Raw genomic sequence first — 13,520 nt, 5'->3', positions numbered from 1 at the left:
TCACCGACCCATCGCGGTCGCAGCCGCTCCTCGACCGGCCGGTCGGCGAGCAGAGCGGGCTCGATGGGCCCGTGGTGGAGGACGGTGCGCCAGCGGTTCAGGCCGCGCGCGGAGTCGTCGATGTGCGTGTACGGGCCGTGCTGCGACCGGCTCAGGGTCCGTGTGCCGTCCGGGGTCTCGATGACGATCTCGTCCAGGCCGGGCAGCGTGAGCAGCAGCGCGTCGTCCACGGCGGCCAGCAGCCGGGCCACCAGGTCCTCGGCGGTGCCGTCGCGCAGCGGCAGCACGACGACGGTGTCGTACCCCTCGGGCGCGGAGCCCTCGGCGGGCAGCGGCAGGCGCAGCAGCGGTACGTGTCCGTCGCGGCGGCGCAGCTCGTCCCCGAGGCCGGGGGAGCCGACGGCCGCCTGGCGGGCCATCTCGCGCGCCTCGGCCAGCGACCAGCGGACGCCTCCGTGGCGGCCGAGCACCGCCGGTTCGTCGCTGACCGCGAGGACGGCGGCGAACCCGACGCCGAAGCGGCCCACCGCGGACTCGTGGCCCTCGCGCTTGGCGGAGGCCCGCAGGGTGCTCAGGGACTCGACGCCGGTCGCGTCGAGCGGTGCGCCGGTGTTGGCGGCGGCCAGCACGCAGCGGGCGTCCGGGTCGCCGGGGGCGGCGGGGTGCAGGGTGAGGCGGAGTCGGCCGGGGGTCTTGGCGCGGGCGGCGGCGTCGGCGGCGTTCTGGGCCAGCTCGACGACGAGGCGGTCGCGGTAGCCGCCGAGCGCGAGGTCCTCCTCGGCGTTGGCGTCCTCCCGGAACCGGGCGGGCCCGGCGCCCCACGCGTCGAGCACGCCGCGCCGCAGCCGTGCCGTCCCGAACGGATCGGCCCCCTCGGTCGCCTTCATGCTCACGCTCTCGACTCCGTCCGCGTTGTGGGTGGCCCGCGTATGCCTGTGCGGCCCAGTGTGCGCCCGAAGGTACCGCGCGCGCCGCCCCTGCCGTACCAGCGTTCCGGGCCATTGCCGGCCCGTCCGGCGTCCCGGGGCTTTCAAGCCCGTCCGGCTGGCCCTTCAAGCCCGTCCGGCGTTTGAGGACGGAACCGTCGACGTGGTGCCGGGTGCCACGGCAAGGCCCTCCGCACCAGGTGCCTGTCGTGGCGACCGCTGCCCCGGCCAAGGGTTCCGTCCTCAATCGCCGGACGGGCTGAAAGGGCGCACCCCGGACCACCGCCAGGGTTCCGTCCTCAAACGCCGGACGGGCTGGATGGGCACACCGTCACCGGGCAGCCCCAGGGGCCGGGCGTCAGGAGTGACCGAGGTCCTCCGAGGCGCCGTCCGGCTCCGCGGGGACCGAGCCCTCGCCCCGTTCCGGCCGCAACGCGTACGCGTCCACCCGCATCGTGTCCAGCGCATGATCCGCCGGCCGCACCGGCTTCGGCATCACCGCCGCCTCCGAGTGCCCACCGCACCCGTAGGCCAGCGACACCACATGCCCGTCCGCCGGACCGAACTCGTTCGCGCACACCCCGAAGGCCTGCTTCAGCGAGCCCGCCATCGGGATCAGGAACGCGCAGCTGACACACGTCGCCGGGGCCGCCTGGGCCATCGGCGTCTTCGGGCCGAACGCCTCGTCCCAGCGGTCGGCCGCCTCGTACAGCCCGTACCGCGACAGCACCCGCGCCCGGCGCGTACCCAGCTCCTCCGCCACCGCTGCGATGGAACCCCGGCTGGTCGCGGCCACCGGCCGGTCCGTCAGCTCGGCGTCCTCGGAGTCGACCAGCTCCGCCAGCTCCTCGGAGACCACGGAGTTCGGCGGCGGCTCGTCCTCGCCGGTCCAGCCGGGCTCCAGGCGCAGGTCCTCCGCCTCGGTGGGCAGCAGGTCCCCGGGTCCCATGTCGCCGGGGCGCAGCCGCTCGCTCCACGGCACCCACTCCGGCGCCAGGAGCGCGTCCGCCCCCGGCAGCAGCACCGTTTCGTCCAGGGTGACGTTCTTCGCGCGGGAGGCCCGCGCCACCGTCACCGCCCAGCGCCAGCCCCGGTAGCCGGGCTCCTTGGCCTCGAAGTAGTGCGTGACGACCCGGTCCCCCTCGGAGACCACGCCGACGTGCTCGCCGACCACACCGGGCGCGGCGGCCTCCTCGGCGGCCGAGCGGGCGAGGTCGACCGCCTCGGCGCACAGGCGGTCAGGAACAGGGGTACGGGTCGCACGGGTCGTACGGCTTCGCGTGGTCGTCGCAGCACTCACAGGTCTTCGCTTCTCTCCATACGCCAGTCTCACGAGCGCGCCAGCTGCTGCACGATTGCCGTTTTCGGCCAGACAAGTGCGGGCGGAGCGGACCTGGGGGCCGCGTCGACGTCCACACCCGTTGTGCCTGCCTCGGGCGCGCCTTCTGCCACCCATTCTGCGGGATCGCCGAGAGGCGCGCGGCCAAGAACAACCGCCGGTGGCGCGTTACGCACGCTACCCTCTCCGCCGCCCTGCGCCCACCTGCCCGTCCCAAACGTGCCGTATCCGTTCCCACCGGCACCCGGCACCCGGCGACCGGCACTCCTCCGCGTACGGCACCGCCGCCGCTCGCCCGACAGGGCATCACCCTCGGCATCCCGCGCGAGTCCGCGGCCGATCACCGTTCATACCGGCCAGGGTTGGGGCACTATGACGAGGTGACTGCCGCCAGGTCGCACGACGGTCCCGGCCCGCTCCGCAGGGCGGGACGGGCGACGGGCCATGCCCTGCGCGCCCCCTTCACCGGCACGGCGCGCTCCATCCGCAAGGCGACGCACGCCCACGGCGCGGGGGAGTCGGGCCTCGGCAAGCTGATCGAGCTGCACGCCGTGAACGGCGCGGGCGACGTCATGATCACCGTCGCCCTCGCCTCCACCGTCTTCTTCTCCGTGCCGACCGACGAGGCGCGCGGGCGCGTCGCCCTCTACCTCGCCATCACCATGGCCCCCTTCACCCTGCTCGCCCCGGTGATCGGCCCGCTGCTGGACCGGCTGCCGCACGGCCGCCGCGCCGCGATGGCGGGCGCGATGCTGGCCCGGGCGCTGCTGGCGATCACCATGTCGGGCGCGGTCGCCACCGGGGGGCTGGAGCTGTATCCGGCCGCGCTGGGCGTCCTGGTCTCGTCGAAGGCGTACGGCGTGGTGCGCAGCGCGGTCGTGCCACGCCTCCTGCCACCGAATTTCTCCCTGGTGAAGGCCAATTCCCGGGTCACCCTGGCCGGGCTGCTGGCCACCGGGGTGGCGGCCCCGATCGGGGCCGGCCTCCAGACCATCGGCTCCGCCTGGCCGCTCTACGGGGCGTGCGCGATCTTCGTCGCGGGGACCTTCCTGGCCTTCACCCTGCCGCACAAGGTCGACTCCGCGAAGGGCGAGCGCCGGGCGCGGCTGATCGTCCCGCACCACGACGGGACCCCCTCCCGGCCCGCCCCCGGCAAGACGTCGGGGCGGACGGGCAGCACCCGGGCCGGGCTGCGCAGGGGCGGCGGCAAGGCCGGCAACGGGGAGAAACCGGCCAAGGAGCGGCCGCCGGGCCTGCGGTCCGTCGGCGGGTCCGTGCTGCACGGGCTCCAGGCCAACGCCTCGCACCGGGCCCTCTCCGGCTTCCTCATCTTCTTCCTGGCGTTCCTGCTGCGCGAGCACCCGCTGGCGGGGCAGAGCGCGGCGGTCTCGCTCGGCATCGTCGGCGTGGCGGCCGGGGTCGGGAACGCCTGCGGTACGGCGGTGGGCTCCTGGCTCCGGGCGCGCGGGCCCGAGGTGATCATCGCGACGGTGCTGGGGCTCGCGCTGAGCGTGGCGATCCTCGCCACGGTGTTCTTCTCCACCCTGCTGGTCGCGGCCCTCGGCGCGGTCGCGGGCTTCACCCAGGCCCTGTCCAAGCTGTCGCTCGACGCGATGATCCAGCGGGACGTGCCCGAGGAGGTCCGCACCTCCGCGTTCGCCCGGTCCGAGACGTTGCTCCAGATGGCCTGGGTGGTCGGCGGCGGCATCGGCATCGCCCTGCCGCTCAACGCGGTGCTCGGCATGTCGGTCGCCGCGGGCATCCTCGCGCTCGGCGCGGCCGCCTCCGTACGGGGCCTCCTGGGGGCCGCGCGGCGCGGCACGCCGCACCCCCGCGTGGCGTGAGCGGAGGCGACCGATAACCTTCGGCCCATGACCGTTGCGTTCTTCTCCGGTAAGGGCCGTCGAATCGGCGTCGCTCTTGGTGCCGTGTCCGCGGGACTCCTTGTCCTGTCCGCCTGCGACAAGCCGACGCCGCTCGCGACCGTGACGGTCGGCAGCGACTCGGTGCACACCGAGGCCACCTGCTACAACGACGGCGACGCGATCAAGGAATCACTGATCCAGGGCTGCCTGAACAAGAAGTCGGACAAGGTCGTCAAGATCTCCATGGACGACAAGGTCCGCTTCGGCGTCGACCCCGAGATCGCCGAGAACGGCTGGACGCTCTTCATCAACGGCCAGCAGGCCGAGCAGGAGCCGTACAAGAACACGTACCGGACGATCCCCGGCAACGCGTTCCTCGCCAGCCAGACGGGCCAGACCGCCGAGGAGACGAACGTCTCCATCGTGGAGACCAAGGGCAAGAAGCTCACGGGCATCTGGCAGTTCCGGTTCGAGAACAAGGACAAGGACTGACCCCGGCACCTCGGGATCACTTGCTCCCTGCTTCTCCCTCTGCTCCCCGTCCTCGACTTTGAGGCTGACATCCGTGCGTGTGCTCGTCGTGACCGCTGTCCCGGTGGAACGGGACGCGGTCACGCGTGCGTTCGGGGGCGCTGAGGAGCACGTGGCGCTGCCGGGGGCCGAGCTGCATCGCTGCGGTGCGTTCGACGTGCTGGCGGGCGGTGCGGGCCCGGCCGCAGCCGCGGCGGCCACCGCGTTCGCCCTGGCGTCCGGGGGCTCGGCATCCGCTCCGTACGGGCTCGTCGTCTCGGCCGGGATCGGCGGGGCGTTCACCCCCGTGACCCCGCTCGGCTCGCTGGTCGTGGCGGACGGGATCGTCGCCGCCGACCTGGGTGCGGAGACCCCCGACGGCTTCCTGCCGGTCACCGCGCTCGGCTTCGGCCGGGACCGCTTCACCCCGCCGCCCGCCCTCGTACGGCAGGTCACGGCCGCCACCGGCGCGGCGGCCGGCCCCGTGCTCACGGTCTCCACCGTGACCGGCTCCGCCGAACGCGCCGGCGCCCTGCTCGCCGCGCACCCGGGGGCGCTGGCCGAGGCGATGGAGGGCTTCGGGGTCGCGGAGGCCGCCGCCCGGGCCGACGTGCCCGTACTGGAGGTGCGGGCCGTCTCGAACGCCGTCGGCCCCCGGGACCGGGACGCCTGGCGCATCGGCGACGCGCTGGCCGCGCTCACGGACGCCTTCGGCAAGGCGGCATCCGTACTGGAGGGCTGGAACAGCCACGAGGACCTGGAAGGTTGAACCGGCATGACGACCGACACCGCAGCTAGCGACAGCCCGGCCGGGGACGCGATCCGGATCGCCTACTCGCCCTGCCCCAACGACACCTTCGTCTTCGACGCCTGGGCGCACGGCCGGGTCCCCGGCGCGCCCGCGCTGGACGTGACCTTCGCCGACATCGACATCACCAACGGCATGGCCGAACGCGGCGAGCTGGACGTCCTGAAGGTGTCGTACGCGGTCCTGCCCTGGGTCCTTGACGAGTACGCGCTGCTGCCGTGCGGCGGGGCGCTGGGCCGGGGCTGCGGTCCGCTGGTCCTCAGCAAGGAGCTGGGCCTCGACCTGACCGGCCGGACCGTCGCGGTGCCGAGCGAGCGCTCGACGGCGTACCTGCTGTTCCGGCTCTGGGCGGCGGACATGGTCCCGGGGGGCGTCGGCGAGGTCGTCGTGATGCCGTTCGACGAGATCATGCCCGCCGTACGGGACGGCAAGGTGGACGCCGGCCTGGTCATCCACGAGGCCCGCTTCACGTACCGGAACTTCGGGCTCCACAACCTGGCCGACATGGGCCGGCACTGGGAGGACACCACCGGCCTTCCGATCCCGCTCGGCGCGATCATCGCGAAGCGCTCCCTCGGCGAGGAAACCCTGCGCCGCCTGGCCGACGCCGCCCGCAGCTCGGTCCGCCTCGCCTGGGACCACCCGGAGGTCTCCCGGCCGTACGTCCTGGAGCACGCCCAGGAGATGGACCCGGCCGTCGCGGACCAGCACATCGGGCTGTACGTGAACGAGTTCACCGCCGACCTCGGCGAGGACGGCTACGCGGCGGTCCGCGGCCTGCTCACCCGCGCGGCGGCGGAGGGACTGGTACCGCCGCTGGGTCCGGACGCGCTGGCGTTTCCCTGAGCGACGAGCGACGACGGCGAGCGCCGAGCGGGGCGCGGTAAGCAACCGAAGGACTCTCCCTGTGCACACCGCGATCGGACCGTTCACCCTGGAGTTCTGGAAGGAAGGCCGCACCCACGAGCGGCGGTCCGGCCTCCGGGGCACGGTGCCGGGATTCGGCGAGGTCGTCCTCACCGCCCCGCTGCCCCTCAAGCACACCCCGGGCAGCGTGGTCTCGGAGGTGCGCGGTTCCTCGATACCGACAGCGGTGTTCGAGACCCGCGGCATCCACACCGAGGCCACCGATCTGCCGACGCTCAACGGTTCGACGCTCCGGGTCGGCGACGCCCTGGTCCACCTGCGGCGCAACCGCTTCGGCCTGACGCTCCGGGCCCGCGCGCTGCACTTCCGGTACGGCGGCGACCACTACCGGCTGCGGGCGGTGAACCGGAAACGGTTCGTCCTGACCCGCCGGGCCGACGACGAGGACCCCGGGGTCTCGCTCACGGCGAAGCAGTCGGGACTCGGCGGCGGCAGGAAGCTGGTGGTGCGGACGACGGGCCGGGCCGTGGCCGCGGACATCGCGCTCGTCGCGCTCTTCGCCGGGATCGACCGCGCGCCGCTGACCCGGGGCGGCGCGGTGCGCTCGGCCCTGGGCCGGTCGACCCGGCTCCTCGCGGAGAGCCAGGCCTGACCCGTACGGCAGGACCTACACGTCGAGCTGGTCGGCGACCGCCCTCAGCAGGCCCGCGATCTTCGCGCCCGCCGCCTTGTCGGGGTAGCGGCCCCGCTCCAGCTGCGGCGTGATGTTCTCCAGGACCGTCGTCAGGTCCTGCACGATCGACGCCAGCTCGTCCGGCTTGCGGCGCTGTGCGGCCGCGACGGACGGGGTGGGGTCGAGGACCACCACGGATAGGGCCTGGTCGCCGCGCTGGCCCGCGACCACGCCGAATTCCACGCGCTGGCCGGGCTTGAGTGCGTCGACTCCGGCAGGGAGTACCGACGAGTGGACGAAGACGTCGCCGCCGTCGTCGCGGGAGAGAAAGCCGAAGCCCTTCTCGCTGTTGAACCACTTGACCTTGCCGGTGGGCACGTCTGTCCTCGTCCTCGTACTCGTCGGTGTGCGGGAGAGCCGGAGAACGGCTCCGAAAAGCACCGGATAGCAATACAGCGGGTCACCGTGACCCGCCCGGTCCCAGGCTAATGGCCCTACGGCCGGTGACAAGACGTCGCCGGAGAGTTCCTCCGGGCTGGGAACTACCCTGGTCGCGTGAGTACTACTCCTTCAGGCGCAGGCGACCGGCTCGTTCAGGTCGGCGCGATCGTCTTTTTCGTCGGCGCACTGGCCACACTGGTCACCGTCGCCCCCCTGTTCCTCGGTACGGACCCGTTCCCTCCGGTCGCGTACGGCGTCTGCATGCTGATGGGCGTCGGGTTCCTGATCGCCGGGGTGGGCGTGGTCCGCTCGGCGTGGGTGAACTCGCCGAAACGGGCCGCCAACTCGTAGGGACGGGCCCTAGGCCGCCCGGTCCGCCTCGAAGGCGGCCAGCCAGGCCGGGAAGCCCGTCAGGTCCGCCAGCACCACGTCCGCGCCCGCCGTCCGCAGCTCCGCCGCGTCGCACGGGCCCGTCGTCACCGCGACCGACAGTGCGCCGGCCACCCGTGCCCCGCGCACGTCGCCGGTGTGGTCGCCGACGTACACCTGCGCGCCCTGCTCCCGCAGGGCCTCGCCCTTGGCCTCCGCCCACAGCCAGCCGTCCACCGTGTCCGGCTCGATGCCGAGGTGGGCCAGGTGCAGCTTCGCGTGCGACGCGAACTTCGCCGTGACGACGATCGCCCGGCCGCCGAGCGCCCGCACCGCAGCCACCGACTCCCGCGCTCCGGGCAGGGCCGTGCTCGGGGCTATCGCGTGGTCGGGGTAGAGCTCCCGGTAGCGGTCCGCCGCGGCGGGCACCCGGTCGGCCGGGAACCAGTGCGCCAGCTCCGTCTCCAGCGGCGGGCCGAGCCGGTTCACCACCAGGTCGACGTCGATCGGCACCCCCGTCTCCGCGGACAGGACCCGGAAGGCTGCGGCGATGCCGGGCCGGGAGTCGATGAGCGTCATGTCGAGGTCGAAGCCGACCGTCAGGGGGTGGCGGGCGGGGTGCTGAATCGTGGAAGCCATGCCTGCCATTCTGCCGACCGGCCGCCGTCGGCGGCGAAATCGCGCCGCCTAGACTGAAGCGCGCACTTAGCCAAGCCTTACCGGCCCGGTCCGTACCGCTCGCTCGCCTTCCGCGTCCGTCCCGATTGGTTCCCATGTCAGCGTCAGCGCCCGTGCGGGCCGCCGCGCCACCCGGTGTGCCCAGCGCACCCCGTGCGCCCCGCCTCTCCCGACGCGCGACCGCGACGGCCGCGGCCGTCGTCGCCCTTCTGCTGGCCGTCCTGCTGAGCCTCGCCGTGGGCGCGCGCTCCATCCCGCCGGGCGAGGTGGTCGACGCCCTGCTGCACGGCGGGCACTCGGACGCCGCCGAGGTGATCCGCACGATGCGGGTACCGCGCACGCTCATCGGGCTGATGGTCGGCGCGGCGCTGGCCCTCGCGGGCACGGTGCTCCAGGGCATCACCCGTAACCCCATCGCCGACCCCGGCATCCTCGGCATCAGCCAGGGCGCTTCGGTGGCCGTGGTGATGGCCATCGCGTTCGCCGGGGTCCACACGCTCACCGGGTATGTGTGGTTCGCCTTCGCGGGCGCGGCCGTCGCCTCGGTCGCCGTCCACTCCATCGCCTCCCGCGGGCGCGGCGGCGCGACCCCGGTGAAGCTCGCGCTCGGCGGGGCCGCGATCAACGCGCTGCTGGTGTCCGTGACGATGGGGATCCTCACCACGAAGGCGTCCGCGCTGGACGAGTTCCGTTTCTGGCAGGTCGGTTCGATCGCCGGCCGGGAGGCGGACGTCGTCCAGCAGGTGTGGCCGTTCCTCGTGGTCGGGACGGTGCTCGTGCTCGCCGTCGCCCGGGGCCTGGACGCGCTCGCGCTCGGCGAGGACGTGGCGAAGGGGCTCGGGCAGAACGTCGCGGCGGTCCGGGTCGTCGGCGGCATCGGGGCGACCGTGCTGACCGGGGTCGGGGTCGCCGCCGCCGGGCCGATCGCGTTCATCGGGCTCGCCGTCCCGCACATCGCCCGCGCGGTCGTCGGCAACGACCACCGCTGGGTACTGCCCATGGCGGCGCTGATCGGGCCCGTGATGCTGCTCGTCTCCGACGTCGTCGGCCGGATCGTGTTCCCGCCGAGCGAGGTCCCGGCGGGCGTGATGACGGCGCTGATCGGGGTGCCGTTCCTGGTCGCCCTGGTCCGCCGGAAAGCGGTGCCGGCATGAGCGACACCCGTACGCCCTCGAAGGCCGTGGAGACCTCGACGTCCGTACGGGTCCGGCCCGCCGGGTACGCCGTCGTGAAGGCCGGGCCGCGCGGCCGGTTCCTGCTGCACCGCAGGGCGTCCGTCGTGGCGGCGGCCCTGCTCGTCCTCCTGTCCGCCGTCTGCGTCGCCTACCTCTGCGTCGGGGAGAGCTTCGTCGCGCCCGGCGAGGTCGTGAAGGTGATCCTCGGGCAGCCGTCGTCGGCCGAGCTGGTCGTGGGCACGCTGCGGCTGCCGCGCATGGTGGTCGGACTGCTGGTGGGCGCCGCGTTCGGGGTCGCCGGGGCGCTGATCCAGACGGTCGCCCGCAACCCGCTGGCCAGCCCCGACATCATCGGCATCAGCCAGGGCGCGAGCGCGCTCACGGTCGGTGCGATGACCTTCGGCATCACCTCGTACACGGTCCTGCCCTACCTCTCCGTCATCGGCGGAGTGGTCGCGGCGGCGCTCGTCTACGTCTTCGCCTGGCGCGGCGGCCTGCACGCCACCCGCTTCGTCCTCATCGGCATCGGCTTCGCCGTCGCACTGCGGTCGGTGACCACGCTGTTCCTGACCAAGGGCGACTACCTCGTCGCCCAGCAGGCGCAGATCTGGATGACCGGTTCGCTGAACGGGCGGGGCTGGTCGGAGGCCGCCCCGATCGGCTGGACGCTGCTGGTGCTGCTGCCCGCCATCGCCTGGGCGGCCCGCGCGCAGCGCACGGTCGCGATGGACGACGACACCGCGACCGGCCTGGGCGTACGCCTGGGGCGCGTGCGGCTCGGGCTCGTCGCCCTCGGCGTGGTCCTGGCGTCCGTGGCGACGGGCACGGCGGGCCCGGTGGACTTCGTGGCGCTGCTCGCCCCGCAGATCGCCCGCCGGATGACCCGGACCGCGCAGATCCCCCTGCTGTCCTCGGCTCTGCTGGGCGCGGTGATCGTCGTCCTCGGCGATCTGCTGGCCCGCAAGCTGTTCTCGCCCACCGAACTGCCCGTGGGCGTCCTCACGGCGGCGGTCGGCGCCCCGTACCTGATCTGGCTGATCATCCGCGGTCACCGTAGCCGCAGTGGAGGCACCGCATGAGCCCGAGCCGAAGCACGAACGCGAGCACGGGCCCGAGCCCGACGACCGACGCGGCGCGGCCGGGCTCCCGCCTGGCCGCCCGTTCCCTGACCCTCGCGTACGAGGACCGCACCGTGGTCCACGAGCTGGACCTCACCGTGCCCGACGGGCAGGTCACCGTCATCGTCGGCCCGAACGCCTGCGGCAAGTCCACCACCCTGCGGGCGCTCGGCCGACTGCTGAAGCCGCGCGGTGGGGCGGTCCTGCTGGACGGTACGGAGCTGGCGCGGATACCGACGAAGCAGATCGCCCGGTCCATAGGGCTGCTCCCGCAGACCCCGGTGGCGCCCGAGGCGATCACCGTCTGCGACCTGGTCGCGCGGGGCCGTCAGCCGCACCAGAGCTGGTGGCAGCAGTGGTCGGACGAGGACGAGCGGGCGGTCACCGACGCCATGTCCCGTACGGCTGTGACGGCGCTGGCCGACCGGCCGGTGGACGAGCTGTCGGGCGGTCAGCGTCAGCGGGTGTGGATCGCGATGGCGCTGGCCCAGGACACGGACCTGCTGCTGCTCGACGAGCCGACGACCTATCTGGACATCGCGCACCAGGTGGAAGTCCTCGACCTGGTACGCCAGTTGGCCTCCCCTGCCGCGGACGGCACCCGGGGCCGTACGGTCGTCACCGTGCTGCACGACCTCAACCAGGCCGCCCGCTACGCGGACCGTCTCGTCGCCATGAAGGAGGGCCGGATCGTCGCGGAGGGCGCACCCGGGGACGTCGTCACGGCCGAGCTCGTCCGCGAGGTCTTCGGCCTGGAGGCGGTGATCGTCCCGGACCCGGTGACGGGCTCGCCGCTCGTCGTCCCGGGCGCTCCCTGGACCCCTTCAACACCGTCCGTCCCGGCCTCCCCTTCCGCCTCCGTGTCGCCCTCCACTTCTGCTTCCGGTCCGGCTTCTTCTTCCGGTCCCGCCTCAGCCTCCGCTCCGACTCCCGGAAAGATCCTCTGACCATGACCCTGCGCAGCTTCCGCCCCCGCGCCCTGGCCGCCGTGTCCCTGACGACCGTCGCCGCGCTGACCCTGGCCGCCTGCGGCTCGTCCGACGACTCCGGCTCCGGTTCCGACTCCGCTCCCGCCTCCGACGCCACCCGTACGGTGAAGACGGCGATGGGCGACGTGAAGGTCAAGAAGGCCCCGCAGCGGGTGGTCGTCCTGGACACCGCCGAACTCGACTCGGCCCTCACCCTCGGCGTGAAGCCGGTCGGCGCGACCCACGCGGACGTGACGTCGGGCTTCCTGAACTACCTGCCGAAGGACCAGGTCGCGGGCATCGAGGACGTCGGCCAGATGATGACCCCGAACCTGGAGGCCATCGCCGGTCTGAAGCCCGACCTCATCCTCACGAGCAAGATCCGGCACGGCGACAAGTACGCCGAGCTGTCCAAGATCGCGCCGACCGTGATGACGGAGAACACCGGCTACCCCTGGAAGGAGAACTTCCAGGTCCACGCGGAGGCCCTCGGCAAGGAGGCCGAGGCGAAGATGGTCGCGGACGGCTACGCGGAGCACGTGGCGGACGTGACGAAGGCGCTCGGCGGCAAGGAGAAGGTCGCCGCGACCGAGGTCAACATGGTCCGCTTCGTCGAGGGCGCGGACATCCGCATCTACGGCAAGAAGAACTACATCGCGACGATCCTGGCCGATGTGGGTCTGGGCCGCCCCGTGATCACCGACAAGGCCAAGGACGGCTTCTCCTACGACGTCAGCCCCGAGAAGATCGACCTGGCGGACGCGGACGTGGTCTTCCACTCGACGTACGGCGACCCGAAGAAGGCCAAGGAGACGGAGACCACGGGCGGCGGCCTGTGGAAGAACATGGACGCGGTGAAGAACGGCAAGGTCTTCGCGGTCGACGACCAGCTGTGGATCCAGGGCATCGGCTACACGGCGGCCGACAAGATCCTCGGCGAACTCCACAAGAGCCTGACCAAGTAGCCGTCCTCCCCTGAGCAGGGCCGGTGGAGCCCCGCCCTCACCCCGTACGCCTCCGCGCCCGCCACACCAGGTAGAGCGCGGAGGCGACGGCGGCGACCCGGACGACCACCGGCCAGGCCTCCAGCAGGACGTCCCGCATCGCTCCCTCGCGGATCGGCTCGCCCCAGCGCCCTTCCATCCGTCCCCACACCCACACCAGGGCCCCGGCCGCCACGACGCCCGGGAGGCCGAGCGCCGCCCACTTCGCCTCCGTACGGGAGAGCGTGCGCGAGCTGTACGCGAGCAGCCAGCCGCCCGCCAGCGGCAGCCAGGAACCGGTGACCACGCCGGCGACGAGCAGGACGGCGGCCAGGAGCAGCAGCGGGTGGGCGAAGCCGCCACGGGGGCCGGGGGCAACGACCGCGGGCTCGGCGACGACGGGGGCGGGCTTGCGGCGGCGGAGCTTCACGAGGCGCAGGGCGCGGCGGCGGGCGGCGGTGCCTTCGGCGCCCCCGGCCTTGCCGTCGCCCGCATCCTCCGGGCCGCCCTCCCCGTCTGTTTTCTCGCCCTTCTTGTCCATGTCGACAGGTGGCCTCGGCCGCCTGCCGAGGAGCTCCGGGGCCTCGATGCCGCCAAAGAACCCGGGGATGGCGGTCCCCTCGTCGAAGGGTCCCGGCTCCAGGCGCCACCAGTCGGTCGCGTCGTCCGCGCCGCCCTGCTGGTCCTGGCCGAGCATGTGCGGGGCGGAGGGGTCGGGCCAGGAGTGGTCGGGGGTGTCGTCGGGGGCGGGCCCGGGGCGCGGCACGGCGGGGCCGGCCTCAGCAGGCACGGCCCCGGCC

The 13,520-nt window shown here is 73.4% G+C and carries 14 protein-coding genes and 1 pseudogene; 10 read left to right on the top strand and 5 right to left on the bottom strand.

Annotated elements, in window-relative coordinates; all coding sequences use genetic code 11:
- Nucleotides 1-887: sacsin N-terminal ATP-binding-like domain-containing protein (locus D3105_RS25695; RefSeq protein ID WP_425315759.1), on the bottom strand; the 887-nt coding region annotated here is incomplete at its 3' end.
- 397 nt (nt 888-1,284) lie between these two features.
- Nucleotides 1,285-2,226, bottom strand: coding sequence for a DUF3027 domain-containing protein (locus D3105_RS25690; protein WP_240647017.1), 942 nt, complete (start codon nt 2,224-2,226; stop codon nt 1,285-1,287).
- Between the two features lie 419 nt (nt 2,227-2,645).
- On the opposite strand from D3105_RS25690, the gene D3105_RS25685 reads away from it, so the two are divergent.
- The 5 genes from D3105_RS25685 to D3105_RS25665 all read left to right on the top strand — a co-directional run bounded on the left by D3105_RS25685 (nt 2,646) and on the right by D3105_RS25665 (nt 6,967).
- Nucleotides 2,646-4,109 carry an MFS transporter gene (locus tag D3105_RS25685; RefSeq protein ID WP_118905392.1) on the top strand — a complete coding sequence of 488 codons (1,464 nt, stop codon included), beginning with the start codon at nt 2,646-2,648 and terminating at the stop codon, nt 4,107-4,109.
- A 27-nt stretch (nt 4,110-4,136) separates the two neighbouring features.
- The gene (locus D3105_RS25680; RefSeq protein WP_118905391.1) at nt 4,137-4,622 is read left to right on the top strand and encodes a DUF2771 domain-containing protein; all 486 of its coding nucleotides are present in this window, start codon (nt 4,137-4,139) and stop codon (nt 4,620-4,622) included.
- Nucleotides 4,623-4,695: 73 nt separating this feature from the next.
- Complete coding sequence (locus tag D3105_RS25675; RefSeq protein ID WP_118905390.1) at nt 4,696-5,409, top strand: futalosine hydrolase; 714 nt, start codon at nt 4,696-4,698, stop codon at nt 5,407-5,409.
- A 6-nt stretch (nt 5,410-5,415) separates the two neighbouring features.
- On the top strand, nt 5,416-6,294 hold the full coding sequence (locus D3105_RS25670) for a 1,4-dihydroxy-6-naphthoate synthase (protein WP_118905389.1): 879 nt from the start codon (nt 5,416-5,418) through the stop codon (nt 6,292-6,294).
- Between the two features lie 61 nt (nt 6,295-6,355).
- Entirely contained in the window at nt 6,356-6,967 is a 612-nt protein-coding gene (locus D3105_RS25665; protein WP_118905388.1) for a hypothetical protein, read from the top strand.
- Nucleotides 6,968-6,982: 15 nt separating this feature from the next.
- On the opposite strand, the gene D3105_RS35775 is transcribed toward D3105_RS25665, so the two are convergent.
- Nucleotides 6,983-7,366, bottom strand: a complete 384-nt coding sequence (locus tag D3105_RS35775) for a cold-shock protein (protein WP_006126557.1) — start codon at nt 7,364-7,366, stop codon at nt 6,983-6,985.
- A gap of 177 nt (nt 7,367-7,543) precedes the next feature.
- Between D3105_RS35775 and D3105_RS25655 the strand changes: the two genes are divergently transcribed.
- Complete coding sequence (locus tag D3105_RS25655) at nt 7,544-7,780, top strand: hypothetical protein (protein WP_006126556.1); 237 nt, start codon at nt 7,544-7,546, stop codon at nt 7,778-7,780.
- Between the two features lie 9 nt (nt 7,781-7,789).
- On the opposite strand, the gene D3105_RS25650 is transcribed toward D3105_RS25655, so the two are convergent.
- Nucleotides 7,790-8,437, bottom strand: coding sequence for an HAD family hydrolase (locus D3105_RS25650; RefSeq protein ID WP_118905387.1), 648 nt, complete (start codon nt 8,435-8,437; stop codon nt 7,790-7,792).
- A 134-nt stretch (nt 8,438-8,571) separates the two neighbouring features.
- Here D3105_RS25650 and D3105_RS25645 point away from each other — a divergent pair, with 134 nt between their 5' ends.
- Genes D3105_RS25645 through D3105_RS25630 form a run of 4 tightly spaced genes read left to right on the top strand, consistent with a single transcriptional unit; the run spans nt 8,572 to nt 12,702 of the window.
- Nucleotides 8,572-9,630, top strand: a complete 1,059-nt coding sequence (locus tag D3105_RS25645) for a FecCD family ABC transporter permease (protein ID WP_118905386.1) — start codon at nt 8,572-8,574, stop codon at nt 9,628-9,630.
- Nucleotides 9,627-10,730: a FecCD family ABC transporter permease gene (locus tag D3105_RS25640; protein WP_118905385.1), complete on the top strand. Its 1,104-nt coding sequence runs from the start codon at nt 9,627-9,629 to the stop codon at nt 10,728-10,730. Before D3105_RS25645 ends, D3105_RS25640 begins: the two co-directional genes overlap by 4 nt.
- Complete coding sequence (locus tag D3105_RS25635) at nt 10,727-11,716, top strand: ABC transporter ATP-binding protein (protein WP_118905384.1); 990 nt, start codon at nt 10,727-10,729, stop codon at nt 11,714-11,716. Before D3105_RS25640 ends, D3105_RS25635 begins: the two co-directional genes overlap by 4 nt.
- Before the next feature lie 2 nt (nt 11,717-11,718).
- On the top strand, nt 11,719-12,702 hold the full coding sequence (locus D3105_RS25630; protein WP_118905383.1) for an ABC transporter substrate-binding protein: 984 nt from the start codon (nt 11,719-11,721) through the stop codon (nt 12,700-12,702).
- A 37-nt stretch (nt 12,703-12,739) separates the two neighbouring features.
- Here D3105_RS25630 and D3105_RS25625 read toward each other — a convergent pair.
- Nucleotides 12,740-13,520: pseudogene (locus D3105_RS25625) on the bottom strand (hypothetical protein); the annotation flags it as partial.

This window comes from Streptomyces globisporus, assembly GCF_003501885.1.
Lineage (GTDB): Bacteria > Actinomycetota > Actinomycetes > Streptomycetales > Streptomycetaceae > Streptomyces > Streptomyces globisporus_D.
This window is presented reverse-complemented; position numbering and strand designations above follow the sequence as displayed.